The following is a 24,076-nucleotide window of genomic DNA, read 5'->3' as shown; positions in this document are numbered from 1 at the left end:
CAATCGCGTTAACATGACGAGAAATCGTCCGGTACCCCGAGCGGACTGGAACGGAAGGCCGCCGTCGAGTGAGTGCATCCAGCCAGCCAGAACCCAAGGACCGACCCGCCCGCCTCGGCGTCGGCGTCGTCGGCGCGGGCCGCGTCGGCCCCGCCCTCGCCGCGGCCCTCCAGCTCGCCGGACACCGCCCGGTGGCCGTGTCCGGGGTCTCGGACGCCTCCAGGAGGCGTGCCGCGCTGCTTCTGCCCGATGTGCCGCTGATGTCCCCGGCGCAGGTCCTGGAGCGCTCCGACCTGGTCCTGCTGACCGTCCCGGACGACACCCTGCCCGGTCTCGTCGAAGGACTCGCCGAGACCGGCGCCGTCCGGCCCGGCCAACTGCTCGTGCACACCTCCGGGCGGTACGGCGCGCGGGTGCTCGACCCGGCGCTCAGGGCCGGCGCCCTGCCGCTCGCGCTGCACCCCGCGATGACCTTCACCGGCACCCCCGTGGACGTGCAGCGGCTCGCCGGATGCTCCTTCGGCGTCACCGCGCCCGAGGAGCTGCGCCTGGCCGCCGAGGCCCTCGTGATCGAGATGGGCGGCGAGCCCGAGTGGATCTCCGAGGAGTCCCGGCCGCTGTACCACGCGGCCCTCGCGCTCGGCGCCAACCACCTGGTCACCCTCGTCGCCGAGTCCATGGACCTGCTGCGCGCCGCGGGAGTCGAGGCACCCGACCGGATGCTCGGCCCGCTGCTCGGCGCCGCCCTCGACAACGCCCTCAGATCCGGCGACGCGGCCCTCACCGGGCCCGTCGCGCGCGGGGACGCGGGCACGGTCGCGGCCCACGTCGCCGAGTTGCGCAAACACGCCCCGCAGACCGTCGCCGGCTATCTCGCGATGGCCCGCGCGACCGCCGACCGCGCTCTCGCCCACGGCCTGCTGAAGCCGGAGCTCGCCGAGGACCTCCTCGGGGTACTCGCCGACGGCGCGGCCCTGCCCGACGACGGGAGCGACCGATGACCGACCTGCTGCGCACCTCAGGCGACCTGCACGCGCGCGGGCGCGGCGACCGCCGGGCCGTGGTCATGACCATGGGGGCCCTGCACGAGGGCCACGCCGCGCTGATCCGGACGGCCCGCGAGATCGCGGGTCCGGGGGGCGACGTCGTCGTCACCGTCTTCGTGAACCCGCTCCAGTTCGGCGCGGGCGAGGACCTCGACCGCTACCCGCGCACCCTCGACTCCGACGTCAAGATCGCCGAGCAGGCGGGCGCGGACGCCGTGTTCGCCCCTTCCGTGGACGAGGTCTACCCGGGCGGCGAACCCCAGGTCCGGCTCTCCGCCGGCCCCATGGGCGAGCGACTCGAGGGCGCCGTGCGCCCCGGTCACTTCGACGGCATGCTCACCGTCGTCGCCAAGCTGCTGCACCTCACCCGGCCCGACACGGCACTGTTCGGGCAGAAGGACGCCCAGCAGCTCGCCCTGATCCGCCGCATGGTCCGCGACCTGAACTTCGGCATGGAGATCGTCGGCGTACCCACGGTGCGCGAGGAGGACGGACTCGCCCTCTCCAGCCGCAACCGCTTCCTGGCGCCCGAGGAACGGCGTACCGCCCTCGCCCTCTCCCAGGCGCTGTTCGCCGGCCGCGACCGGCACGCCGCCCAGGAGGCCCTGCGCGCGCGGGCCCGCGAAGTGCCCGCCACGCGCGCGCGAGCCGAGGCGCTCAGCGCGATCGGCGAGTCCCGCGCCGCCGCCGACGCGCACGCCGTGGCCAAGGCGGCCCCCAGCGGCCCCTCCGGTGTCCGCGCGGCGGCCCGCCTGATCCTGGACGAGGCCGCCCGCCTCCGGCCGCCGCTCGCCCTGGACTACCTGGCACTGGTCGACCCCTCCGACTTCACCGAGATCCAGGACGACTTCACCGGCGAGGCGGTCCTCGCCGTCGCCGCCCGGGTCGGCACGACCCGCCTGATCGACAACATCCCCCTCACCTTCGGAGCCGCCTCGTGACCGGCAAAGGCAAAGGCACAGGTACCGGTAAAGGCACAGGTACCGGCATACGACTGCACGCGCCCGCCCCCGGCTGGGCCCTGACCGCCGACGTGGTGGTCGTCGGTTCCGGCGTGGCCGGCCTCACCGCCGCCCTGCGCTGCGAGGCCGCCGGCCTGACGACCGTCGTCGTCACCAAGGCCCGCCTGGACGACGGCTCCACCCGCTGGGCCCAGGGCGGCATCGCCGCGGCCCTCGGCGAGGGCGACACCCCCGAGCAGCACCTCGACGACACCCTGGTGGCGGGCGCGGGACTCTGCGACGAGGACGCGGTACGCATCCTCGTCACCGAGGGCCCCGACGCCGTACGCCGCCTCATCGCGACCGGAGCGCACTTCGACGAGTCCTCCGAGGGCGACCTGGAACTCACCCGCGAGGGCGGCCACCACCGGCGCCGCATCGCGCACGCGGGCGGCGACGCCACGGGCGCCGAGATCTCCCGGGCACTCGTCGAGGCGGTACGCGCGCGTGGCCTGCGCACGGTGGAGAACGCGCTCGTCCTGGACCTCCTGACGGACGCGGACGGCCGTACCGCGGGTGTGACCCTGCACGTCATGGGAGAGGGCCAGCACGACGGCGTGGGAGCCGTGCACGCCCCCGCCGTGGTCCTCGCCACCGGTGGCATGGGCCAGGTCTTCTCCGCGACCACCAATCCCTCGGTCTCCACGGGCGACGGCGTGGCCCTCGCGCTGCGCGCGGGCGCCGAGGTCTCCGACCTCGAATTCGTCCAGTTCCACCCGACCGTGCTGTTCCTCGGCCCGGACGCGGAGGGCCAGCAGCCACTGGTCTCGGAGGCGGTACGCGGCGAGGGCGCCCACCTGGTCGACGCGGACGGCGTGCGCTTCATGCTCGGCCGGCACGAACTGGCCGAGCTGGCGCCCCGGGACATCGTCGCCAAGGGCATCATGCGCCGCATGCAGGAACAGGGCGCCGAGCACATGTACCTCGACGCCCGGCACTTCGGCGCCGACATGTGGGAGCACCGCTTCCCGACCATCCTGGCCGCCTGCCGCGCCCACGGCATCGACCCGGTGACCGAGCCGATCCCGGTCGCACCGGCCGCCCACTACGCCTCCGGCGGCGTCCGCACCGACGCCCGGGGCCGCACCACGGTGCCCGGCCTGTACGCCTGCGGCGAGGTCGCCTGCACCGGCGTGCACGGCGCCAACCGGCTCGCCTCCAACTCCCTCCTGGAGGGCCTGGTCTACGCCGAGCGCATCGCGGCCGACATCGCGCACAGCGGCACCCGGGACGGCCTCCACACGCGCGTGCCCGAGCCGGTCCCGCACCCCGACAAGCCCGCGCACCCGCTGCTCGCGCCGGAGGCCCGGTTCGCCATCCAGCGGATCATGACGGACGGCGCGGGCGTCCTGCGCTCGGCCGAGACCCTGGCCCAGGCGGCCGACCGCATCCAGCGGCTGCACACGGACGCCCGTGACGCCCTCGACGAGAACGGCAAGACCTCCGAGCCCGGCGTCGACACCTGGGAGGCCACCAACCTCCTGTGCGTGGCGAGGGTCCTGGTCGCCGCCGCCCGCCTGCGCGAGGAGACCCGCGGCTGCCACTGGCGCGAGGACCACGCCGACCGCGACGACCAGGGCTGGCGGCGGCACATCGTCGTACGGCTGAATCCCGACCGCACGCTCGCGGTGCACACCACCGACACAGCAGACTTCCCCCCGACCCTCCCCCGAGCCGACGGCCCCGCCCGAGCAGGGGAGACCCCCATGCCCCAGCACAAGCCCCGCGACCAGGAGCAGTGACCGAAGTGAGCACCCCCGACCTTCCCCTCGTCCAGAGCGGCGGCTGCGGCGACGGCTGCGGCTGTGGCGGCACCGACATCGACGGCGACGAGACGTACATGGAGTGCGGCCTCGATCCCGCCCTCGCCCAGCTCCTCGCCGACGCCGGTCTCGACCCGCTGGAGGTCGAGGACATCGCGAACGTCGCCATCCAGGAGGACCTCGACAACGGCGTGGACGTGACGACCGTCGCGACCATTCCCGAGGACGCCGTCTCCACCGCGGACTTCACCGCCCGTGACGCGGGCGTCGTCGCGGGCCTGCGGGTCGCCGAGGCCGTCGTCTCCGTGGTCTGCACCGACGAGTTCGAGGTGGAGCGGCACGTCGAGGACGGCGACCTCGTCGAGGCGGGACAGAAGCTCCTCAGCGTCACCACCCGCACCCGCGACCTCCTCACGGCCGAGCGCAGCGCACTGAACCTGCTGTGCCGTCTGTCCGGCATCGCGACCGCCACGCGCGCGTGGGCCGACGCGCTGGAGGGCACCGGCACGCGGGTGCGCGACACCCGCAAGACGACCCCGGGCCTGCGCTCCCTGGAGAAGTACGCGGTGCGCTGCGGCGGCGGCGTCAACCACCGCATGTCGCTCTCGGACGCCGCGCTGGTCAAGGACAACCACGTGGTCGCCGCGGGCGGCGTGGCCCAGGCCTTCACGGCCGTCCGCGATGCCTTCCCCGAGGTCGCCATCGAGGTCGAGGTGGACACGCTGGGCCAGCTGCGCGCGGTCGTGGACGCGGGCGCCGACCTGATCCTCCTCGACAACTTCACGCCCGCCGAGTGCAAGGAGGCGGTCGCCCTGGTCGCCGGCCGCGCGCTCCTGGAGGCCTCGGGACGGCTCACCCTCGGCAACGCCGAGGAGTACGCCAGGACGGGCGTGGACTTCCTCGCGGTGGGCGCCCTGACCCACTCCTCGCCGATCCTGGACATCGGCCTGGACCTGCGCGACGCGTCGACGGACGAGGTTTCCACGGACGAGGCGGAGTAGGACCCATGCTCCTCACCATCGACGTCGGCAACACCCACACGGTCCTCGGCCTCTTCGACGGCGAGGAGATCGTCGAACACTGGCGCATCTCCACGGACGCCCGCCGCACCGCCGACGAACTCGCCGTGCTCCTCCAGGGACTGATGGGCATGCACCCGCTGCTCGGCGAGGAGCTCGGTGACGGCATCGACGGCATCGCGATCTGCGCCACCGTCCCGTCCGTCCTGCACGAGCTGCGCGAGGTGACCCGCCGCTACTACGGCGACGTGCCGGCCGTCCTGGTCGAGCCCGGCGTGAAGACGGGCGTGCCGATCCTCACCGACAACCCGAAGGAGGTCGGCGCGGACCGCATCATCAACTCGGTCGCGGCCGTCGAGCTCTACGGGGGGCCGGCGATCGTCGTCGACTTCGGCACGGCGACCACGTTCGACGCGGTGAGCGCGCGGGGTGAGTACGTGGGCGGTGTCATCGCGCCCGGCATCGAGATCTCCGTCGACGCGCTCGGGGTCAAGGGGGCCCAGCTGCGCAAGATCGAGGTGGCCCGGCCGCGGGCGGTCATCGGCAAGAACACCGTCGAGGCGATGCAGTCCGGCATCATCTACGGGTTCGCGGGACAGGTGGACGGGGTCGTCAACCGGATGGTGCGGGAGCTCGCGGAGGATCCCGACGATGTCACCGTCATCGCGACCGGGGGGCTGGCGCCGATGGTCCTGGGGGAGTCCTCCGTCATCGACGAGCACGAGCCGTGGCTCACGTTGATCGGACTGCGCCTGGTGTACGAGCGGAACGTGTCCCGTACCTGACGGTTCTCGCCCCCGCCGCCCTTAGCCTCCCCCAAGCTCTCGGCTTGGGGGAGGCTAAGGGCGGCGGGGGCGAGGACACGCGAGACGGATATGCGGATTTTGTCTGATTAGCGCGTATCGTCACGGCATGCCCACGCCCTACGGATCCCGCGGCGGCATGGCGTTCGGTGCCCAGGAGCTGCGTGTGCTCCGTCGCGCTCTCGCCCTCGCCCTCCATCCCGCTCCCGCTTCGGCCGAAGACGTCCAGGACTGCCTCCGGCTCGCCGAATCCGTCGACGAGGCCGCCCGCGAGGGAGCCAGGCTCCGGGCGTTCCTGCTGGCCGACCTCTCCCGCTACCGGGCCGCGCTGCCCGGTACGGCCGCCGGCTACCTCGTACTCCTGGAAGAAACCCTGGCCACCGGCTACCGGCCGAATCCGGACGATCTCGCCGCCCTGCGCGCCCTGCGCGGCAACCCCGCCGCGGCCGCCCTCCTGGAACGCTGCTGTGACCTCGCCGAACGGGACGTCCGCGCCCGGCTGGCGGTCCGTACGGCCACTCCCACGGTCCCGGCGTCCCGCACCCGGCTGACGGCCCTCCCCGGAGGTCTGGCACGCGCCGCGGGCCCCGGCGAACCCGTCCGGAAGCCGGCGGACCGGCCCGGCGCCGATCCGAAGGCGAACCCCCCGGGAAGGAGCCCGCGCCCGGACCGTCCGATCCCCACCCCGGGCGAGGTCTTCCCGCCCCGGCGCAAACCGGTGCCGCCACCGGTGAACCCCCCTCAGCAGCTCGCGGCGGGCTAGCTACTCTGGAGGCATGGACTATCTCTCCGCGCTCGTGCCCCCCGTAGTGATGGCCGTGTTCTTCATCGGGTTGATCGTGACGATCGTCAAGACCCAGGGCGGTGCCAACAAGTCCAAGGAGGACGCGGTCGTCGACGCCGCGCTCGCGCGCGCGGACGGCGCCCGTCAGGTTTCCCGGGACTCCGAGGCCTGAGCGCCCGGCCCCTTCAAGGCGCTCATCGGCGTACGACTCATACGTTTTTCGAGTCGTACGCCCTTTTTGTTGCTGATCTCCCACTATTGTTCTGAGCTGTGCCTCGCCCATTGGGAGAACTCGAAGACTCGGTCATGACACGGGTGTGGAAGTGGAACCGCCCGGTGACCGTTCGAGAAGTCCTGGAAGACCTTCAGCAGGAACGGTCCATCGCGTACACCACGGTGATGACCGTTTTGGACAATCTCCATCAGAAGGGCTGGGTGCGCCGCGAGGCGGAAGGCCGGGCCTATCGATATGAGGCGGTCTCCACGCGTGCCGCCTACTCCGCGGCCCTCATGAACGACGCGTGGTCCCAGAGTGACAACCCCGCCGCCGCTCTCGTCGCCTTCTTCGGCATGATGAGCGAGGAACAGCGCCATGCGCTGCGCGACGCCATGCGTATCGTGCAGCGGCCCGAAGAAGACCCGCCCGATGCCGAAACACCGGCACCTCCGGAAGCTTCGGAGGAGAAGGGCGACGAGAAGCCCGGCGAGAAGTCGGCCGGGAACGCGACCGGGAACGCGGGTGAGAAGCAGGGCGGCGAGGGCCCCGCCTCGGACCGTGACGCCACCGGGCGATAGCGTCCGCTCATGCCAGCAGAGCATCCAGCGCGGCGGCCCGCACCGCATCCCGGGGACACCGCAAAAGCCATCACCGTCCGGCGGGCCAGGACCGGCGATGTCCCGGCCGTTCGCCGCCTCCTCGACGCGAACGTCCGACGGCGCATCCTGCTCGACAAAGCCACGGTCACGCTTTACGAGGACATCCAGGAGTTCTGGGTCGCCGAACGTGACGACAACGCCGAGGTCGTCGGCTGCGGTGCGCTGCACGTGATGTGGGAAGACCTCGCGGAAGTCCGCACTCTCGCGGTGAACCCCACGGTCAAGGGCGCCGGCGTCGGTCATCAGTTGCTGGAGAAGTTGCTGCACACCGCCCGCTGGCTCGGCGTTCGCCGCGTTTTCTGTCTCACCTTCGAAGTGGACTTCTTCGCGAAGCACGGCTTCGTGGAGATCGGTGAGACGCCGGTCGACACCGATGTGTACGCCGAGCTGCTGCGTTCCTATGACGAGGGCGTCGCGGAGTTCCTCGGTCTCGAACGAGTGAAACCGAACACCTTGGGCAACAGCCGGATGCTTCTGCATCTGTGATCGCCGGCCACTATTCCGCCGGACCGCCTTGCCCGCGTTCCCTATGTCCGAAACGCGCACGTTTCCGGTCTTCCAGTGGCCCCCGAGTCTCCCCCAGGGGTTTGTGTTTTTCCAGCAAAAGCGGTTTGCTTTCCGACGTACTGCAGTACTGCATATAACAGGGGACGCGAAACGGCGGCCCACGCCGCAGACCCTCGGCCCTCACGTTATCGATGAAAGGAAATCCGGTGGCACAGAAGGTTCAGGTCCTTCTTGTCGACGACCTCGACGGTGGCGAGGCGGACGAGACGGTGACGTTCGCGTTGGACGGCAAGACCTACGAGATCGACCTCACGACCGCCAATGCGGACAAGCTGCGTGGTCTTCTCGACGCCTACGTGAAGGGTGGGCGTCGTACCGGTGGCCGCGCTTCGGGTGGCCGCGGAAAGGCGCGCGTCGCTTCCGGTGGCAGCCAGGACACCGCGCAGATCCGCGCGTGGGCGAAGGAGAACGGTTACGAGGTCAACGACCGTGGCCGCGTTCCCGCGCAAATTCGCGAGGACTACGAGAAGGCCAACGGCTGAGCGCACGCGCGCCGCAACCGGATGCGGTGGCACTCAGTCGCCATCGTCTCCACGAGTCGTACGAGATCGGGGGCGCCCCCACCGCCCCCCATGGCCGACAGGGTCGGCAGCGAGGGTTCCACCTCGCACCCCGGCTCAGGGGGCCGCAGCCAGACGGCGGCCCCCTGCGGACCGGACCCGCCTGCGTGCAGCGGCCCTTCGGGCACCCCGGGCGGCAGCGGAGCCCCGATGCTCCCGCCCGCCCCGATCGCCGTGAGATCCAGCGCGAGGGCGCCCCACTCCAGCCAGTCGAGCAGCCCCGGCAGTTCCTCCGCGCTCCCCTCGGCCACCAGCAGCCGCATCCGTGCCCCGCGCCGGACGTCCCGGCACCCGCGCCGGGACGGTGAATCCCCTGGGCGGACCCCGGAATCCCGGAAATCCCCGGAATCTCCGTGCGGCGCCGGGAAAGCCGGCTCGCGCGCTCCGGAATCCCCCGGATCACCGAGACCACCCGGATCACCGGGAACACCGGAATCACCCCGCCGTTCCGGCAGGTTTCTGTGCAGTGCCACCGGAGACGCCGGACTTAGGTGCCGCAGCCCCGCGAAACCCGCCTCCGCGGGGACTTCCAGCACGTCGAAGCGCATGCCGGTGGCCAGCCGCACCGGTGAGCCGGGCACGGTCGTCCAGCCCAGTTCGTTCTCGTACCACTGCCGCGTCCGGCCGCTCGGGTCGAGCGGGCGGCGAGGAAGGGGGACAGTGGGAACCATGACAGGAGCAACCGTCGGAAGGGCTCCAGAGTTACGCTGGGTGTTTCATGATGAGCGCAGAGTGTCGAACAAGGGGGCGCGCGGGGACGATCGGCGGCGCAAAGATGTTCGCCCATAGCGGAGGGAACCTGTGCGCGCCGCATGGAGTGTCAGTGCGTACGGGTAAGACATCCCTAGTGGGAGGGGCGACACGCAGAGCCTGGGCACCTCACGTTCGCCATCGGCGTACAGCACATGAGGGTATCTGCCTGGCCTGCGGGAACATCGTCTCGCACCATCAGGTTGGAGCAGATGTCGGCGTTCGGGGTCAGGAGGCCAAGGACGGTGTCGGCAGTTGGAATGAGCGGTCCCCGCTTGCGGGACTAAGCTGCGGAAGGACAGGGAGGGGAGCGTCCCCTTACTGCCTGACCGCTCTGAGGAGCGATTAACGATGTTCGAGAGGTTCACCGACCGCGCGCGGCGGGTTGTCGTCCTGGCTCAGGAAGAAGCCCGGATGCTCAACCACAACTACATCGGCACCGAGCACATCCTCCTGGGCCTGATCCACGAGGGTGAGGGTGTCGCCGCTAAGGCCCTGGAGAGCCTCGGGATTTCGCTCGAGGCGGTCCGCCAGCAGGTGGAGGAGATCATCGGGCAGGGGCAGCAGGCCCCGTCCGGGCACATCCCCTTCACCCCCCGTGCCAAGAAGGTCCTGGAGCTCTCGCTCCGCGAGGCCCTTCAGCTGGGCCACAACTACATCGGCACGGAGCACATCCTGCTCGGCCTGATCCGTGAGGGCGAGGGCGTCGCCGCCCAGGTCCTGGTCAAGCTGGGCGCCGATCTCAACCGGGTGCGGCAGCAGGTCATCCAGCTGCTCTCCGGTTACCAGGGCAAGGAGACCGCCACCGCCGGCGGTCCTGCCGAGGGCACCCCCTCCACGTCCCTGGTCCTCGACCAGTTCGGCCGGAACCTCACCCAGGCCGCTCGTGAGTCCAAGCTCGACCCGGTCATCGGGCGCGAGAAGGAGATCGAGCGGGTCATGCAGGTGCTCTCCCGCAGGACCAAGAACAACCCGGTCCTCATCGGTGAGCCCGGCGTCGGCAAGACCGCCGTCGTCGAGGGCCTGGCGCAGGCCATCGTCAAGGGCGAGGTGCCCGAGACCCTCAAGGACAAGCACCTCTACACCCTGGACCTCGGCGCGCTGGTCGCCGGCTCCCGCTACCGCGGTGACTTCGAGGAGCGCCTGAAGAAGGTCCTCAAGGAGATCCGCACCCGCGGCGACATCATCCTGTTCATCGACGAGCTCCACACGCTGGTCGGTGCGGGTGCCGCCGAGGGCGCCATCGACGCGGCCTCGATCCTGAAGCCGATGCTGGCCCGCGGTGAGCTCCAGACCATCGGTGCGACCACTCTGGACGAGTACCGCAAGCACCTCGAGAAGGACGCGGCCCTCGAGCGCCGCTTCCAGCCGATCCAGGTGGCGGAGCCTTCCCTCCCCCACACGATCGAGATCCTCAAGGGCCTGCGCGACCGTTACGAGGCGCACCACCGCGTCTCCATCACCGACGAGGCACTGGTCCAGGCCGCCACGCTGGCCGACCGGTACATCTCGGACCGCTTCCTGCCGGACAAGGCGATCGACCTCATCGACGAGGCGGGCTCCCGGATGCGCATCCGCCGGATGACCGCGCCGCCGGACCTCCGCGAGTTCGACGAGAAGATCGCGGGCGTCCGCCGCGACAAGGAGTCGGCCATCGACTCCCAGGACTTCGAGAAGGCGGCCTCTCTCCGCGACAAGGAGAAGCAGCTGCTGGCGGCGAAGACCAAGCGGGAGAAGGAGTGGAAGGCCGGCGACATGGACGTCGTGGCCGAGGTCGACGGCGAGCTGATCGCCGAGGTCCTCGCGACCGCCACGGGCATCCCGGTCTTCAAGCTGACCGAGGAGGAGTCGAGCCGCCTGCTGCGCATGGAGGACGAGCTCCACAAGCGGGTCATCGGTCAGAAGGACGCCGTCAAGGCGCTCTCGAAGGCGATCCGTCGTACCCGGGCCGGTCTGAAGGACCCGAAGCGTCCCGGTGGTTCGTTCATCTTCGCGGGCCCGTCCGGCGTCGGTAAGACCGAACTGTCCAAGGCCCTCGCCGAGTTCCTCTTCGGTGACGAGGACGCCCTGATCTCCCTCGACATGTCGGAGTTCAGCGAGAAGCACACGGTGTCGCGTCTCTTCGGTTCGCCCCCCGGTTACGTGGGCTACGAGGAGGGCGGCCAGCTGACGGAGAAGGTGCGCCGCAAGCCGTTCTCGGTCGTCCTCTTCGACGAGGTCGAGAAGGCCCACCCGGACATCTTCAACTCGCTGCTGCAGATCCTGGAGGACGGTCGTCTGACCGACTCCCAGGGCCGGGTCGTGGACTTCAAGAACACGGTCATCATCATGACGACCAACCTCGGCACCAGGGACATCTCGAAGGGCTTCAACCTGGGCTTCGCGGCCACGGGTGACACGAAGTCCAACTACGAGCGCATGAAGAACAAGGTGTCGGACGAGCTCAAGCAGCACTTCCGTCCCGAGTTCCTCAACCGTGTCGACGACGTGGTCGTCTTCCCGCAGCTGACGCAGGACGACATCCTCAAGATCGTCGACCTGATGGTCGGCAAGGTGGACGAGCGACTCAAGGACCGGGACATGGGCATCGAGCTCTCCCAGTCCGCCAAGGAGCTGCTGTCCAAGAAGGGTTACGACCCCGTCCTGGGCGCGCGGCCGCTGCGTCGCACGATCCAGCGCGAGATCGAGGACACGCTCTCGGAGAAGATCCTCTTCGGCGAGCTGCGTCCCGGTCACATCGTGGTCGTCGACACGGAGGGCGAGGGTGACACCGTGACCTTCACCTTCCGGGGCGAGGAGAAGTCGGCGCTGCCCGACGTCCCGCCGATCGAGCAGGCCGCGGGTGGGGCCGGTCCCAACCTGAGCAAGGAGGCGTAGCCCTCCGGGTTCGCCGCAGGACACAAAAGGGGCTGCCCCGGGACTTCGGTCCCGGGGCAGCCCCTTTTCCCGTCGCCCACGGCGGCACACGGGCAGGGCGGACCGGCGCACAGAGCCGTCGCCGGGCTCGGCGGCACCCGGAGGGCGGGGCCACCTGTGGCGCCGGCCTGCGTACGGGCCTCGCACAGCCGCAGACGGAGCCGCGACGAGACCGCCGGCCCCCAGACGAGGTCGCGACCGGAGCCGGAGGCGCGATCAGAGCCGGAGCCGGGGCCGGAGTCGCGGACGGAGCCGGAGCCGAGGCCGAGGCCGGAGCTGCGGAAGGAGTCGACGCCTGAGCCGGAGCCGGAGGCAAGGCCCGTACGACACGGGCCGTACGGCCCTGACCGGGCCGCCACGAGGGTCCGAGGGCCGGCGCGACAGCCGACATCGACGGCAGGCGCGGTACGCAGGGCCCCTGTGGGCCCCGGCGGCACCCAGGGGCCCCTGCGCGGGCCCGTACGTGCGCAGGCCCGCGTACGGGGCCCTTGCCGCAGGCGGGCGCCCGCCTGCCAGGTCCGTAAGCGGGCAGGCCGGCACGCGCGGGCCGGTAGGCGCAGGCCTGTACATGCGCGCCGGTACATGCGGGCCCGTACCCGCAGGCCCGTGCGGGCACAGACTGGTGCGGGCCTGCGGGCCTGCGGGCCTGCGGGCCTGCGGGCCTGCGGGCCCGCAGGTACGGGCGAAGGCAGGCGCCCGCTGCCGGGCCGTACGCGCGCAGCCCGCTGCGCGGGTCCCGAACGCGGCCTTCGCGCGTCGCGGGGCCGTGCGGGGTCTCGTCGTACGCAGGGGCCGCCCGCGGGTCAGGTCCGTCGCTCTCCGTCGCTCTCCGTCCCTCCGCGTCCCCGAGGGGCCCTCGTCCGGAGGGTCGGATTCACCTCGTGGCGGGGTGCGCCGGAGAGGCCTGACGGGGTCCCGCAGGCGTCCCCGCGGTGACATGACGCACAGGCGATTTATCCCGTACTAGGGCTATTAGTAGGGGGACCTAGAGGTGCAAATCGTACTTTTCACGTCACGCCCGCACGGGGGTCCGGAGGGCGGAGGTGGGGGTGTGGCGGCAGGCCGCTCCACCCGTGCTGCGGCGGGCCGGAAGTGGGGTTAAACCCAACTTCTTACAGAAAAAACGGACGAATCGGTGCACGACGTAGCTTCTGTCAAGGAGTCGGTCGTTTCGGGGTCAAGTACGACCTAGCGTCGTAGAAGGGGGCTTTGGGGATTCGCCGGGGTCCGGGTTACCAAGGGATGGCCCCCTCCGGCAGCGACCTCGCTCCGGTCGGGTTCAAGCCCCCCGTCCCCGTCTCCATGAGGTTCAGATGTCGAAGCGTGTCACGTCCCGTCAGTCCCGCACGTCCCTGCTCCGCAGCCGGACGGCCGTCCTCGCCGCCTCGGTGGGCGCCACGGCCGTACTGGGTGCCGGGATCGCGTCCGCCAGCACCCTGGACAGCGCCGCGACCAGCACGACGGCCAGTGTTCTGCAGACCCAGGCCGCCGCCCAGGCCAAGGCCGCGGCGAAGGCTGAGCACGCCACGGTCAAGAAGGCCGCCTCGTGGATCGACCCGGTGAAGAAGTACACCCTGTCCGCCACCTTCAACCAGGCCGGCGGCATGTGGGCCCACAAGCACTCCGGTCAGGACTTCGCGGTTCCGCTGGGCACCGACGTATCCGCCGCGCACGGCGGCACCGTGGTCAAGGCCGGCGGCAACGGCGCCGGTGACGGCCCCGCGTACGGCAACGCCATCGTCATCAAGCACGGCAACGGCACGTACTCCCAGTACGCCCACCTGTCCCGGATCGACGTGCGCATAGGCCAGGTCGTCACCACCGGCCAGCACATAGCGCTCTCGGGCAACACCGGGAACTCCAGCGGGCCGCACCTGCACTTCGAGATCCGTACGACCCCGAACTACGGTTCGGCCATCGACCCGGTCGCCTTCCTGCACTCCAAGGGTGTGAAGGTCTGAGCAGCACCCCGGGTGTGACTTCGAAGGCGTGAGGGTTCACGGAGCGGCGGGACCGCTGTGCGCCTGCGTCACCAGATCGACGGCGACCTCCAGGATGGCCTTGCGCTTCTCCTCGGGGTCGCCTTCGACGTCCTTCAGCATGAACATCCCGGCATGCATCGAGAACAGCGCGCTGATGCAGCGGACCTGGTTCGTCAGGTCCGCGTCCGGCTCCTTGAGCAGGTCGATCATGCGGATCATGCGGTCCTTGAAGTCCTCGCCGGTGCGCAGCTCACGGACGGCGGCCTGGTTCTCCTGCATGAAGCGGAAGAGGGGGGCCGCGTCCGCCAGCGCGTTGCTGTAGCGGTGCAGGATCTCCTGCTTCGTCGCCAGCGTGCGCGGCTGGTGCCGTCCCCACTCGATCAGCTCGTCCATGGGCTTGGACAGGTCCTGGAAGAGGCTCTTGAGGATGTCTTCCTTGGTCTTGAAGTGGTAGTACAGCGCCGCCTTGGTGACATCCAGGTGCTCGGCGATCTCGCGCAGTGAGGTCTTCTCGTAGCCGTGCTCGGAGAAGAGCTCCAGGGCCACGTCCTGGATGCGCTGGCGGGTGTCCCCGCGACGCTGTCGCTTGATGCCGTCCACGGTGTCGCCGCCCATCCTCGTACTCCTCGTGCTCCTCGAACCGTACGTGTCGCCGGGCGACTGGCAAATCCAGGAAAACTTACTTGACGCCCGGCTAGTTACGGGACTACTTTCCCTCAGTGTAGTCAACTTGCCGGTCGGCAAGTAAGCGGAAGAGCAGGGGCAGTCGCCCCGACACCAGTGGGCATCCAGCGGGACCCAGGGGAGTGGGAATGATGGCGGACAACACGGAAGCGGCCGTACAGACCGGGAAACAGCCACGCAGTGTGCGGGTCGTGCTGCTCGCGCTCATGATCGCGATGCTCCTCGCGATGCTCGACAACATGATCGTGGGCACGGCGATGCCGACGATCGTGGGCGATCTCGGCGGCCTGGAGCACCTGTCCTGGGTCGTCACCGCGTACACGCTCGCGACCGCCGCCTCGACCCCGATCTGGGGCAAGCTCGGCGACATGTACGGGCGCAAGGGCGCCTTCATGACCTCGATCGTCATCTTCCTCCTCGGGTCCGCGCTCAGCGGTATGGCGCAGGACATGGGACAGCTGATCGGCTTCCGTGCCATCCAGGGTCTGGGCGCCGGCGGTCTCATGGTCGGCGTCATGGCGATCATCGGGGACCTCATTCCGCCGCGTGAGCGGGGCAAGTACCAGGGCATGATGGCCGGCATCATGGCGCTCGCCATGATCGCGGGACCGCTGGTCGGCGGCTCCATCACGGACCACTGGGGCTGGCGCTGGTCCTTCTACATCAACCTGCCGCTCGGCATCGTCGCGCTGCTGGCCGTCAGCGCCGTGCTGCACCTGCCGAAGAAGCGGGTCGAGGCGAAGATCGACTACCTCGGTGCGGGGCTGCTGACCGTCGGCATCTCGTCCATCGTGCTCGTCACCACCTGGGGTGGCAGCGAGTACGCCTGGGGCTCCGCCCGGATCATGGAGCTGATCGGCATCGGTGTCGCCGCGCTCGTCGGCTTCGTCTTCGTGCAGACCAAGGCCGCCTCGCCGATCCTGCCGCTGCACATCTTCCGCAACCGCAACTTCACGCTGATGTCCGTCATCGGCTTCATCACCGGCTTCGTGATGTTCGGCGCCGTGCTCTTCCTCCCGCTGTACCAGCAGTCCGTACAGGGCGCGTCCGCGACCAACTCCGGCCTGCTGCTCCTGCCGATGCTCGGCGCGATGCTGGTCACCTCGATGGTCGCCGGGCGGGTCACCACCAGCAGCGGCCGCTACAAGGCGTTCCCGGTCGTCGGCAGTGTGCTGATGTCGGTGGGCCTGTTCCTGCTGTCGCAGATGGACACGGGTACCAGCCGGCTGACCTCGGGCCTGTACATGGCCGTGCTCGGCCTGGGCATGGGCTGCCTGATGCAGATCACGATGCTGGTGGCGCAGAACAGCGTCGAGATGAAGGACATGGGCGTCGCGTCCTCGTCCACGACCCTCTTCCGTACGCTCGGCTCGTCCTTCGGTGTCGCGATCATGGGCGCGCTGTTCAACCACCGCGTCCAGGACGTCATGGCCGAGCGGGCCGGGGCGCTGGGTTCCCAGATGACCGAGCGGTCCGCGCAGCTCGACGCGGCCAGCCTCGCCAAGCTGCCGGCCGCGGCGCGCGAGGCCTACCAGTTCGCGGTGTCCTCGGGTACGCACTCCGCGTTCCTGCTGGGATCCGTGGTGGCCGTGGGCGCACTGGTGGCGGCGGTGTTCGTGAAGGAGGTCCCGCTGCGGGGGGCGGGAGCACCCGCCAAGCCCGCCGAGGCCGACGCCGCGGCGAACGACGCGCCGCCGAAGGAAACCCTGGCGGAAACCGTCTGACCCCCCGCTCGATCCGAAGGCCCCCGGCGTGTCCGCCCCGGGGGCCTTCTCCGGTTCGCGGACGTTCACGGATGTTCCCGGGCGCACCGGCGTCCCTGAGCCGACAACGGCGCACCCACGCGTTCCCGGGCGCTCAGCGGTCCGCCTCGCGGTACTGGTGCCGAGACCGGGACAGGGCCCCGCTCCCTCACGCCGGCAGCAGGGGGAAGCTGCCCGTGTTGGTGGGCGCGTGCTCCGGCAGCCACAGCACCGCGACCGCGCCCTCCGCGGGCATGTTCTCCGGGGCCCCCGCGGGACGGATGTTGCGGAAGGTCAGCCGGGCGCCCAGCACCCGGGCCTGACCCGCAGCGATGGTGAGCCCCAGCCCGTGACCGTGGCCCGCCCGGTCGGTGCTGCCGGTGCGGAAGCGGCTGGGGCCGTCGGCGAGGAGTTCCTCGGGGAAGCCCGGACCGTGGTCGCGCACACGGATGACCCGGCCCTCCACCGAGACCTCGATCGGCGGTTTGCCGTGCCGAGCCGCGTTGGCGAGCAGATTGAACAGAACGCGCTCCAGGCGCCGCGGATCCGTGGTGACCTCCGACTCGTGGATCACGCGTACGTCGATGTCGGGGTCCTTGGCGGCCACCCGGCGCGCCACGAACTCGCCGAGCAGGATGTCCTGCAGCTCGGCCCGCTCGGACGCACCGTCCAGCCGGGCCACCTCCAGGACGTCCTCGACCAGCGTGCGCATGGCCTGGGCCCGGTCGCGGACCAGTTCCGTGGGCCGGCCGGGGGGCAGCAGCTCGGCCGCGGTCAGCAGTCCCGTGACCGGTGTGCGCAGCTCGTGCGCGATGTCCGCGGTCACCCGGCGCTCGGCCTCGATGCGCTGCTGGAGCGCGTCCGCCATGGCGTCCACCGCCCGCGCCAGGTCGTCGGTCTCGTCGCGCACGACGCCGCCGATCGCTTCCCGTACGCGGACGTCGGTCTCGCCCTTGGCGACCTGGTTCGCGGCGGCCGCGGCCTTGCGCAGCCGGCGCGACAACTGGCCGCCGATCAGCACGCCGAGGGCGCTGCCCCCGAAGACGACCGCGATCGAACCGATGATCAGCGCCTGGTCGAGGTCCTTCATGACGTCGGTGTTGCGGTCGGTGAACCCGGTGTGGAGCGAGAGGACGCGGCCGTCCTTGAGGGGTACGGCCGCCCAGATGTCCGGCACGCCGTTGGGACGGTCGGCGACGTAGGTGGCTCGCCGTCCCTGTTCGACCTTGGCCAGCAGGTCTCCCGGGATCATCGGGTCGTCGACCTTGACCCCGAAGGACTGCGTGCGGCCGGACTCGTACATGCGCTGGGCGACCTGGATCCGTTCGTCCGCCAGATCCCGCGAGTTGTCGAGCATCGAGACGCGTGCCGCGTTGTGCACGACGAGACTCAGCGCGACCGCGACGAGGGCGCCGACCATGGCGATGGCCGCGCTCAGCTTCCAGCGGATGCCGGTGCGGATGCCGGTGACTCCGACCTCGGCGGGCCGGCCACCGGCGCGGACGCGGCGGCCTCCGCTTCCGTCGTTGCCGCGGTGTCCGGCGCCGCCGCCCGCGCCGCCGCCCGGTCCGCCGCGGACGCTGTCCGGCCCGGTGAGACCGGAGCCCGGTCCGCCACGGACGCTGCCCCGCCCGGGGAGATCGGCGCCCGGTCCGCCACGGTGGCCGCCCGGCCCGGCGTCATCGCCGTTCCGCCCGCCGTGCGCGCCGTACGCGCCATCCGGTCCGCCGGAGCCGGAGCCGGAGCCGGAGCCCGAGCCCGAGCCGCGACCGCCGTGGACGGTCTCCGGTCCGCCGGAGTCGGGACCCGGTGTGCCGAAGCCGGGACCCGGTGTGCCGGAGTCGGCGCCCGGTCTGTCGTCGTCGGCCGGGTTCCGGCGCTGGAACATCCCCCGCATACCCCGCTCAGGCCTTCAACTTGTAGCCGAAACCGCGGACCGTCTCGATCCGGTCCTGGCCGATCTTCGTCCGCAGCCGCTGGACATGGACGTCGACGACGCGGGTGTCACCGCCCCAGCCGTAGTCCCACACACGTTCGAGCAGCTTGTCGCGGCTCAGCACCGTGCCCGGCGCGGACGAGAACTCCAGCAGCAGTCGCATCTCGGTGGGTGTCAGCGCCACGGGCACCCCGCCCTTGAGCACCTCCATGCCCTCGGTGTCGATCTCCAGGTCCCCGTCCCCGAAGGAGAGCAGACCGCCGTCGACCGGCGAGGGCACGTCCGTACCCGCGTTCGGACCGCTCGCGTGCCCGAACCGCCGCAGCACCGCGCGGATGCGGGCGACCAGCACGGCCCCGTCGAAGGGTTTGGTCACATAGTCGTCGGCGCCCGCCTCCAGCCCCAGGACGACGTCGATCGAGTCGGCCCGCGCCGACAGCATGATCACGGGGACGGTGGACTCGTCACGGATACGGCGGCACAGGCTGACGCCGTCCAGGCCGGGGACCATGACGTCCAGGAGGGCGATGTCCGGACGGTCCGCACGGAACGCCTCCAGGCCCGACAGGCCGTCGGGCATGGCCGTGACCGCGAAGCCGTCGCGCTCCAGCGCGAGTTGTGTGGCCTCGCGGATGACATCGTCGTCCTCGACGAACAGGACGTGGGTCTGCTCTGCCATCCGGCTGCTCCGTTGCTCCGTCTGTTCTTCAGTTCGCGGCGGGGGTGGGGGCGTCGGTGGCACCCACCGCGTTGCTGTAGTCGTTGTGCGTCCGGGACTCCTCGGTGAAGCGGGTCGCGGACCAGCCGTAGGTGATCACTTCCTCGCTGGAGGGATACGACACCGGGTCGCCCCTCTTGTACAGCTGCTGTGTGACCACCAGGTCGCCCCGGTCGATCTCCGCGTAGACCGGTGGCTCCTCGGTCTTGAACACGTTCTCGTACCGGCCCTTTTCCTCGCGGTACACGTACGAGCCGATGCCGACGGCGTCTCCGCAGGTCATCACGTTGACGACGACGTCGTCCGAGGGGCCCCCGGTCAGCTCTCCGTACGACACGTCGACCGGGTACTCGTCGGCCACGCACGGTTTGAGGGCGCCCTTGACCGACGGGCTGACCTCGGGGTCGTCCTTGACGAGCTTGACCACGTCCACCCGCTTGGCGGACTTCGTGGCCGAGGGGGAGGTGGTGGGAGTCGTGGGGGCCTTGGCCACCGCCTCGCTGCCCGCCGGGCCCTCGTCACGGGCGCCCGTACCTCCCGTGGCACAGGCGGTCAGGAAAAGGCCGAGGGCGGCGAGCGCGGTCGCCGCCGCACCCCCCGCCTTCAGTACCCGGCCGGTTCTCCTGGCCCGAATCGCTAGGCCGCGCAACGCTCCCGCTCCTCACCCGGTTCGAGCGCGCGGGCGCCGCGCTCCTCCTGGTCCCGGCTCTCCAGCTCCTCGCGGAGCCGGGCCAGCGCCCGGTGCAGCGTGCTCTTGACCGTTCCGGCCGACATGCCGAGCGCGGCGGCCGTCTCCTCCGTGGACATCTGCTCCCAGTGTCGCAGCACCACGACACTGCGCTGCTTCGGAGCGAGCACCTTCATGATGTCCATGAGGAGCGCGCGGTCCGCGTGCTGCTCGGTGGAGTCCTCGACGCGGGCGTCCGGGAGCTGCTCGGTGGGCACCTCGTCGAGCTTCCGCGCCCGCCACCACTCGGTGCGCGTATTGATCATCACGCGGCGCAGGTACGCGTCGGCGAGCCGCTTGTCCGCGATGCCGTCCCAGCGGCCGTACGTGCGGACGAGCGCGGTCTGCAGCAGGTCCTGGGCGTCCACGGGGTCGGGGACCAGGCGGCGGGCGCTGCGCAGCAGCGCGTCCTGCCGAGTGCGGACGTACTCCTCGAATTCGAGCACCTCGCCGTGCGCCATGATCAACCGCCTCCATCCCCGTTTCCGACCTGCCTGCTGACGCCTGCTGTCGGCTGTCCGTCGCTTCCGTACCGCTGTGGTCCCGCTGTGCGTGCGGTACGGAGATGAAGCTACGGAGGCGTTGTCACGGGGTTGTCCGAGACAGCCTGCGACGAGCACTCGGCTGTACGTCGGTTGTGTAACGGAGGGAGTCGGCGGGTAAGGCGAGGTGCCTACATGTCCTGGTTGGGGATGTTTTGGCGATTCGCGGGCGGGGTCGTGGCCGGCGCTAGGTCAACGGCAGCCGATACAAACCGCCCGTGAGGGGTTCGACGAGCCCGTCGGCGACGAGTCCGTCCAGAGCGCGGGCACGCTGCACGGGTTCCTCCCATACGCGGTCCAGGGCGGACTGCGGGACGGGCGTGACGGCCTCCCTGAGTACGGCGAGCAGCTTGCCGCGCACCTGACGGTCGGTACCGGCGTACGTCTGGCCGCGGCGCGGCGGCCCGTCGTGCTCCGGCTTGCCCGCCAGCCGCCATGCGCACTGGGAGGCGATCGGGCAGCGGTGGCAGCTCTCGTTCTTCGCCGTGCAGACCAGCGCGCCGAGTTCCATGGAGGCGGCGGCCCAGCGCGAGGCGGTGCGCTCGCTCTCGGGGAGCAGGGCGCGGGCGAGCTTGCGTTCGGCGGCGGTGGTGGCGTTCGGGGGGTACTGCACGCCGGCCACGGCACGGGCGAAGACCCTGCGGACGTTCGTGTCCAGCACGGCGTGCCGTTGGCCGTACGCGAAGGACGCCACCGCCGCGGCCGTGTACTCGCCGATGCCGGGCAGCGCGAGCAGTTGTGCGTGCTCCGTGGGTACGTCGCCGCCGTGGCGTTCCGTTATGGCGACCGCGGCGCCGTGCAGGCGGAGGGCACGGCGGGGGTAGCCGAGGCGGCCCCAGGCGCGGACGGCCTCGCCGGGGGCCTCCTTGGCGAGGTCGGCGGGGCGGGGCCAGCGGGCCACCCACTGTTCGTACACGGGCAGGACGCGGCTCACCGGGGTCTGCTGCAACATGAACTCACTGACCATCACACCCCAGGGGCCTGCGTCGGGGCGGCGCCAGGGGAGGTCGCGGGCGTGCTCGTCGAACCAGGTGATCACCGGCTCGTGCAGGGTCTCGCCGGGGGCGGTGGGCTGGGGGCTGGGTGTGGGCATGGTGGGTGCAGTCATGACGCTTCCGATCCTGCCATGGGTCGGTGCCGGGGTGTGTTTCTCGCGTATATGGGCGGGTTGCGCGCCGTCCCGTCCTCGCCCTGGGGACTGCGCCCCCAGACCCCCGGCCGGCCTTGAGGGCCTTGTCCTCAAACGCCGGACGGGCTGATGGTGCGGGCCGGCGCGCATCTCCAGCCCGGGGCCGGCCTTGAGGACGAGCCCTTCGGGCGACGAGCGGGGGTCCGGGGGGCGCAGCATTCCTGGCGGAGGTCTGGGGGCGGAGCCCTCGGGGATGGGTCGGGTGGGGGCGGCGGGGGCGAAAACCGGGCGTCCGCGACAGCCGAACCGGGCTGTCGAGATGATGATCCGGAAAAGTTGGGGCTCAGGGCGGCGGGTGGGGCAAGTCCCGGCCCCGATCTCTCGTACAGTTTGCGCCGTGGGATCTCTGCGCAATCCGGTCGGGCCGCTACCCTCCACCATCTACTGGCGTCGGAGGGCCGTTCTGCTGTCTCTGGTAGCGCTGTTGGCGCTCCTGACGGTCTGGATCGTCAGTACCGGAGGCGGCGGCAAGAAGGGCGCGGACGGTTCCAACGGGAAGGGCCCCGTGGAGACGATCACTCCGGGCCCCTCGGGATCCGGCCCGGCGATAAGCCAACACCCGGGCGGACGCGACGAGTCGAGCGGCAGCGCGGACACCGGCGGCGGGAGCGGCGACGGCTCCGGCAACGGGGGCGGTTCCGGCGGCGGTTCGGCCGGAGGCGCCGGCGGCTCGGACGACGGCTCCAACGGCGGAGGCGCGGGATCCGCGGGATCGGCCGGGTCGGCCGGATCCGCCGATCAGGTCCCGGCCGGTTCCACCCTCCCCAACTGCGCTGCGGGCGCGGTCAAGTTGACCCTGCGCAGCGTCCACAACTCGTACGGACCCGGCACCAAGCCCTCGATCCAGCTGATCGCGAAGAACTCCTCCGGCAGTGACTGCAAGGTCGATCTCGGCCCGAAGAAGGCCGTACTGACGATCACTCAGGCCGGGAACGACAAGAGCTTCTGGTCCTCGGCCGACTGCCCCAAGGATGCCTCCAGCCTTTTCTTCCGGGTTCCGGCCGGCGGTCAGGTGACCTACACGGTGGACTGGGACCGCACCGCCAGTGCCCCCGAGTGCGCGACGCCCCCGGCGGGCTCGGCGTCCGCGGGTACCTACCTGGTGGAGGCGAAGGCGCCGGGGCTGGCGAAGGCGCAGACCTCGTTCGTGCTGTCGCAGGACTGAGGCCCGGGACGATCCGCGTCACCCGGCGACAGGCCCGATCCTCCCCGGGTGGTCCGGACCCCCGGGTCGCCCGGGGGCAGAGGCCGGGTATCCGGTGACTGGGGCCGGGCACCCGGTGGGCATACGGCCGGCCCGGGTCCCGGCCCCGGCCGCCGGTCAGACGTAGCGTTCCAGGATCGACGACTCCGCCAGCCGGGAGAGCCCTTCGCGCACACTGCGTGCCCGAGCCTCGCCCACCCCGTCGACGGCCTGGAGATCGTCGACGCTGGCCGCGAGGAGCTTCTGCAGCCCGCCGAAGTGCTCGACGAGACGGTCGATGATCGCGCCGGGCAGGCGCGGGACCTTCGCGAGCAGCCGGAAGCCGCGCGGCGATACCGCGGAGTCGAGCGCCTCCGGGGAACCGGTGTAACCCAGCGCCCTTGCCACGGTGGGCAGTTCGAGCAGCTCGGCATGGGCGAGGGCGTTCAGCTCGGAGAGTGCCTCGTCGACCGTGCGGGAGCGCTTCGCGGTCGGCTCGGGCACGTAGTCGCGGACCACCAGCTCACGCTCGGGCTCCACGCCCGCGATCAACTCGTCGAGCTGAAGGGCGAGCAGACGTCCGTCGGTGCCCAACTCCACCACGTACTCGGCGATCTCGGTGGCGATGCGGCGCACCATCTCCAGACGCTGCGCCACCGCCGACACGTCCCGGACGGTGACCAGGTCCTCGATCTCCAGCGCGGAGAGCGTGCCCGCGACCTCGTCGAGACGGAGCTTGTAGCGCTCCAGGGTCGCGAGGGCCTGGTTGGCACGCGAGAGGATCGCGGCGGAGTCCTCCAGGACACGGCGCTGACCGTCGACGTAGAGGGCGATCAGCCGCATCGACTGCGAGACCGAGACGACGGGGAAACCGACCTGCTTGCTCACCCGGTCCGCGGTGCGGTGCCGCGTACCCGTCTCCTCGGTGGGGATCGTCGGGTCCGGCACCAGCTGCACGCCGGCCCGGAGGATCTTGGTGAGGTCCTTGTCGACCACGATGCCGCCGTCGAGCTTGCACAGCTCGCGCAGCCGGGTCGCGGTGAACTCCACGTCCAGCACGAAACCACCGGTGCACATCGACTCGACGGTCTTGTCCCAGCCGAGCACGATGAGTCCGCCGGTGTTGCCGCGGAGAATTCGTTCGAGCCCGTCGCGGAGGGCCGTGCCGGGTGCCACAGCGCTCAATGAGGCGCGCATCAGGCCATCGGCACCGGAGCTCCCACCGGACTTTCCGGGAGCTGCTGCCCGGTCGTTGGCTGCCACTGCACTCCTCCGGTCGCGGTTTCCG

Annotated in this window: 22 protein-coding genes; 14 read left to right on the top strand and 8 right to left on the bottom strand. The window is 70.9% G+C overall.

Annotated features, from left to right (window positions below; translation table 11 throughout):
- The first annotated feature begins 68 nt into the window (after positions 1–68).
- The 10 genes from GFH48_RS18330 (at position 69) to GFH48_RS18285 (ending at position 8,341) form a co-directional block, all read left to right on the top strand.
- The gene (locus GFH48_RS18330) at positions 69–1,001 is read left to right on the top strand and encodes a Rossmann-like and DUF2520 domain-containing protein (protein ID WP_153289290.1); all 933 of its coding nucleotides are present in this window, start codon (positions 69–71) and stop codon (positions 999–1,001) included.
- On the top strand, positions 998–1,987 hold the full coding sequence (gene panC, locus GFH48_RS18325) for a pantoate--beta-alanine ligase (RefSeq protein ID WP_153289289.1): 990 nt from the start codon (positions 998–1,000) through the stop codon (positions 1,985–1,987). The genes GFH48_RS18330 and panC overlap by 4 nt, the downstream gene beginning before the upstream one ends.
- Positions 1,984–3,789 (top strand): L-aspartate oxidase, encoded by a 1,806-nt coding sequence (locus GFH48_RS18320; protein WP_153289288.1) that lies wholly within the window; start codon positions 1,984–1,986, stop codon positions 3,787–3,789. Before panC ends, GFH48_RS18320 begins: the two co-directional genes overlap by 4 nt.
- Before the next feature lie 5 nt (positions 3,790–3,794).
- A complete protein-coding gene (gene nadC, locus GFH48_RS18315; protein ID WP_153292982.1) occupies positions 3,795–4,811 on the top strand; it encodes a carboxylating nicotinate-nucleotide diphosphorylase in 1,017 nt (338 codons plus the stop codon).
- 5 nt (positions 4,812–4,816) lie between these two features.
- A complete protein-coding gene (locus GFH48_RS18310) occupies positions 4,817–5,614 on the top strand; it encodes a type III pantothenate kinase (RefSeq protein ID WP_054237503.1) in 798 nt (265 codons plus the stop codon).
- Between the two features lie 157 nt (positions 5,615–5,771).
- Positions 5,772–6,395, top strand: a complete 624-nt coding sequence (locus GFH48_RS18305; protein ID WP_153292981.1) for a hypothetical protein — start codon at positions 5,772–5,774, stop codon at positions 6,393–6,395.
- Positions 6,396–6,408: 13 nt separating this feature from the next.
- Positions 6,409–6,588, top strand: coding sequence for a hypothetical protein (locus tag GFH48_RS18300; RefSeq protein ID WP_153289287.1), 180 nt, complete (start codon positions 6,409–6,411; stop codon positions 6,586–6,588).
- A gap of 98 nt (positions 6,589–6,686) precedes the next feature.
- Positions 6,687–7,211: a BlaI/MecI/CopY family transcriptional regulator gene (locus GFH48_RS18295; protein ID WP_153289286.1), complete on the top strand. Its 525-nt coding sequence runs from the start codon at positions 6,687–6,689 to the stop codon at positions 7,209–7,211.
- A gap of 9 nt (positions 7,212–7,220) precedes the next feature.
- Entirely contained in the window at positions 7,221–7,778 is a 558-nt protein-coding gene (locus tag GFH48_RS18290) for an amino-acid N-acetyltransferase (RefSeq protein ID WP_153289285.1), read from the top strand.
- A 227-nt stretch (positions 7,779–8,005) separates the two neighbouring features.
- Positions 8,006–8,341, top strand: coding sequence for a histone-like nucleoid-structuring protein Lsr2 (locus tag GFH48_RS18285; protein WP_153289284.1), 336 nt, complete (start codon positions 8,006–8,008; stop codon positions 8,339–8,341).
- On the opposite strand, the gene GFH48_RS40130 is transcribed toward GFH48_RS18285, so the two are convergent.
- Entirely contained in the window at positions 8,320–9,090 is a 771-nt protein-coding gene (locus GFH48_RS40130; RefSeq protein WP_407698646.1) for an SCO3374 family protein, read from the bottom strand. The genes GFH48_RS18285 and GFH48_RS40130 overlap by 22 nt on opposite strands.
- Positions 9,091–9,520: 430 nt before the next feature.
- Between GFH48_RS40130 and GFH48_RS18265 the strand changes: the two genes are divergently transcribed.
- Together GFH48_RS18265 and GFH48_RS18260 are read left to right on the top strand one after the other, a co-directional pair.
- Positions 9,521–12,046, top strand: coding sequence for an ATP-dependent Clp protease ATP-binding subunit (locus GFH48_RS18265; RefSeq protein WP_153289283.1), 2,526 nt, complete (start codon positions 9,521–9,523; stop codon positions 12,044–12,046).
- 1,352 nt (positions 12,047–13,398) lie between these two features.
- A complete protein-coding gene (locus GFH48_RS18260) occupies positions 13,399–14,046 on the top strand; it encodes a M23 family metallopeptidase (RefSeq protein ID WP_153289282.1) in 648 nt (215 codons plus the stop codon).
- A gap of 36 nt (positions 14,047–14,082) precedes the next feature.
- Here the strand turns inward: GFH48_RS18260 and GFH48_RS18255 are convergent, their stop codons facing one another.
- A complete protein-coding gene (locus tag GFH48_RS18255) occupies positions 14,083–14,682 on the bottom strand; it encodes a TetR/AcrR family transcriptional regulator (RefSeq protein WP_153289281.1) in 600 nt (199 codons plus the stop codon).
- Positions 14,683–14,882: 200 nt separating this feature from the next.
- On the opposite strand from GFH48_RS18255, the gene GFH48_RS18250 reads away from it, so the two are divergent.
- Positions 14,883–16,475 (top strand): MDR family MFS transporter, encoded by a 1,593-nt coding sequence (locus tag GFH48_RS18250; RefSeq protein ID WP_153289280.1) that lies wholly within the window; start codon positions 14,883–14,885, stop codon positions 16,473–16,475.
- A gap of 187 nt (positions 16,476–16,662) precedes the next feature.
- On the opposite strand, the gene cseC is transcribed toward GFH48_RS18250, so the two are convergent.
- The 5 genes from cseC to GFH48_RS18225 all read right to left on the bottom strand — a co-directional run bounded on the left by cseC (position 16,663) and on the right by GFH48_RS18225 (position 21,524).
- Positions 16,663–17,955, bottom strand: coding sequence for a two-component system sensor histidine kinase CseC (cseC, locus tag GFH48_RS18245; RefSeq protein WP_153292980.1), 1,293 nt, complete (start codon positions 17,953–17,955; stop codon positions 16,663–16,665).
- A gap of 442 nt (positions 17,956–18,397) precedes the next feature.
- Positions 18,398–19,108 carry a two-component system response regulator CseB gene (cseB, locus tag GFH48_RS18240; RefSeq protein ID WP_153289279.1) on the bottom strand — a complete coding sequence of 237 codons (711 nt, stop codon included), beginning with the start codon at positions 19,106–19,108 and terminating at the stop codon, positions 18,398–18,400.
- A gap of 28 nt (positions 19,109–19,136) precedes the next feature.
- Positions 19,137–19,796 carry a hypothetical protein gene (locus GFH48_RS18235; RefSeq protein ID WP_407698645.1) on the bottom strand — a complete coding sequence of 220 codons (660 nt, stop codon included), beginning with the start codon at positions 19,794–19,796 and terminating at the stop codon, positions 19,137–19,139.
- The gene (locus GFH48_RS18230; protein ID WP_153289278.1) at positions 19,784–20,335 is read right to left on the bottom strand and encodes a SigE family RNA polymerase sigma factor; all 552 of its coding nucleotides are present in this window, start codon (positions 20,333–20,335) and stop codon (positions 19,784–19,786) included. Before GFH48_RS18230 ends, GFH48_RS18235 begins: the two co-directional genes overlap by 13 nt.
- Before the next feature lie 268 nt (positions 20,336–20,603).
- Entirely contained in the window at positions 20,604–21,524 is a 921-nt protein-coding gene (locus tag GFH48_RS18225; RefSeq protein WP_153289277.1) for an HhH-GPD family protein, read from the bottom strand.
- 418 nt (positions 21,525–21,942) lie between these two features.
- On the opposite strand from GFH48_RS18225, the gene GFH48_RS18220 reads away from it, so the two are divergent.
- Positions 21,943–22,770, top strand: a complete 828-nt coding sequence (locus GFH48_RS18220; RefSeq protein ID WP_153289276.1) for a hypothetical protein — start codon at positions 21,943–21,945, stop codon at positions 22,768–22,770.
- A 156-nt stretch (positions 22,771–22,926) separates the two neighbouring features.
- Here the strand turns inward: GFH48_RS18220 and disA are convergent, their stop codons facing one another.
- Positions 22,927–24,051: a DNA integrity scanning diadenylate cyclase DisA gene (disA, locus tag GFH48_RS18215; protein ID WP_153289275.1), complete on the bottom strand. Its 1,125-nt coding sequence runs from the start codon at positions 24,049–24,051 to the stop codon at positions 22,927–22,929.
- Positions 24,052–24,076: the final 25 nt, after the last annotated feature.

This window comes from Streptomyces fagopyri (assembly GCF_009498275.1).
Classification (GTDB): domain Bacteria; phylum Actinomycetota; class Actinomycetes; order Streptomycetales; family Streptomycetaceae; genus Streptomyces; species Streptomyces fagopyri.
Note: the sequence above shows the minus strand (reverse complement) of the source record. Positions and strands in the feature narration are given on the sequence as shown.

Excerpts from the sequence above, each read along its gene's own strand:
- GFH48_RS40130 (WP_407698646.1), bottom strand. The coding sequence starts at position 9,090 with ATGGTTCCCACTGTCCCCCTTCCTCGCCGCCCGCTCGACCCGAGCGGC.
- GFH48_RS18255 (WP_153289281.1), bottom strand. The coding sequence starts at position 14,682 with ATGGGCGGCGACACCGTGGACGGCATCAAGCGACAGCGTCGCGGGGAC.
- GFH48_RS18250 (WP_153289280.1), top strand. The coding sequence starts at position 14,883 with ATGGCGGACAACACGGAAGCGGCCGTACAGACCGGGAAACAGCCACGC.
- GFH48_RS18300 (WP_153289287.1), top strand. The coding sequence starts at position 6,409 with ATGGACTATCTCTCCGCGCTCGTGCCCCCCGTAGTGATGGCCGTGTTC.
- GFH48_RS18290 (WP_153289285.1), top strand. The coding sequence starts at position 7,221 with ATGCCAGCAGAGCATCCAGCGCGGCGGCCCGCACCGCATCCCGGGGAC.
- GFH48_RS18305 (WP_153292981.1), top strand. The coding sequence starts at position 5,772 with ATGGCGTTCGGTGCCCAGGAGCTGCGTGTGCTCCGTCGCGCTCTCGCC.
- GFH48_RS18310 (WP_054237503.1), top strand. The coding sequence starts at position 4,817 with ATGCTCCTCACCATCGACGTCGGCAACACCCACACGGTCCTCGGCCTC.
- GFH48_RS18265 (WP_153289283.1), top strand. The coding sequence starts at position 9,521 with ATGTTCGAGAGGTTCACCGACCGCGCGCGGCGGGTTGTCGTCCTGGCT.
- GFH48_RS18260 (WP_153289282.1), top strand. The coding sequence starts at position 13,399 with ATGTCGAAGCGTGTCACGTCCCGTCAGTCCCGCACGTCCCTGCTCCGC.
- panC (WP_153289289.1), top strand. The coding sequence starts at position 998 with ATGACCGACCTGCTGCGCACCTCAGGCGACCTGCACGCGCGCGGGCGC.
- cseB (WP_153289279.1), bottom strand. The coding sequence starts at position 19,108 with ATGGCAGAGCAGACCCACGTCCTGTTCGTCGAGGACGACGATGTCATC.
- GFH48_RS18230 (WP_153289278.1), bottom strand. The coding sequence starts at position 20,335 with ATGGCGCACGGCGAGGTGCTCGAATTCGAGGAGTACGTCCGCACTCGG.
- GFH48_RS18225 (WP_153289277.1), bottom strand. The coding sequence starts at position 21,524 with ATGACTGCACCCACCATGCCCACACCCAGCCCCCAGCCCACCGCCCCC.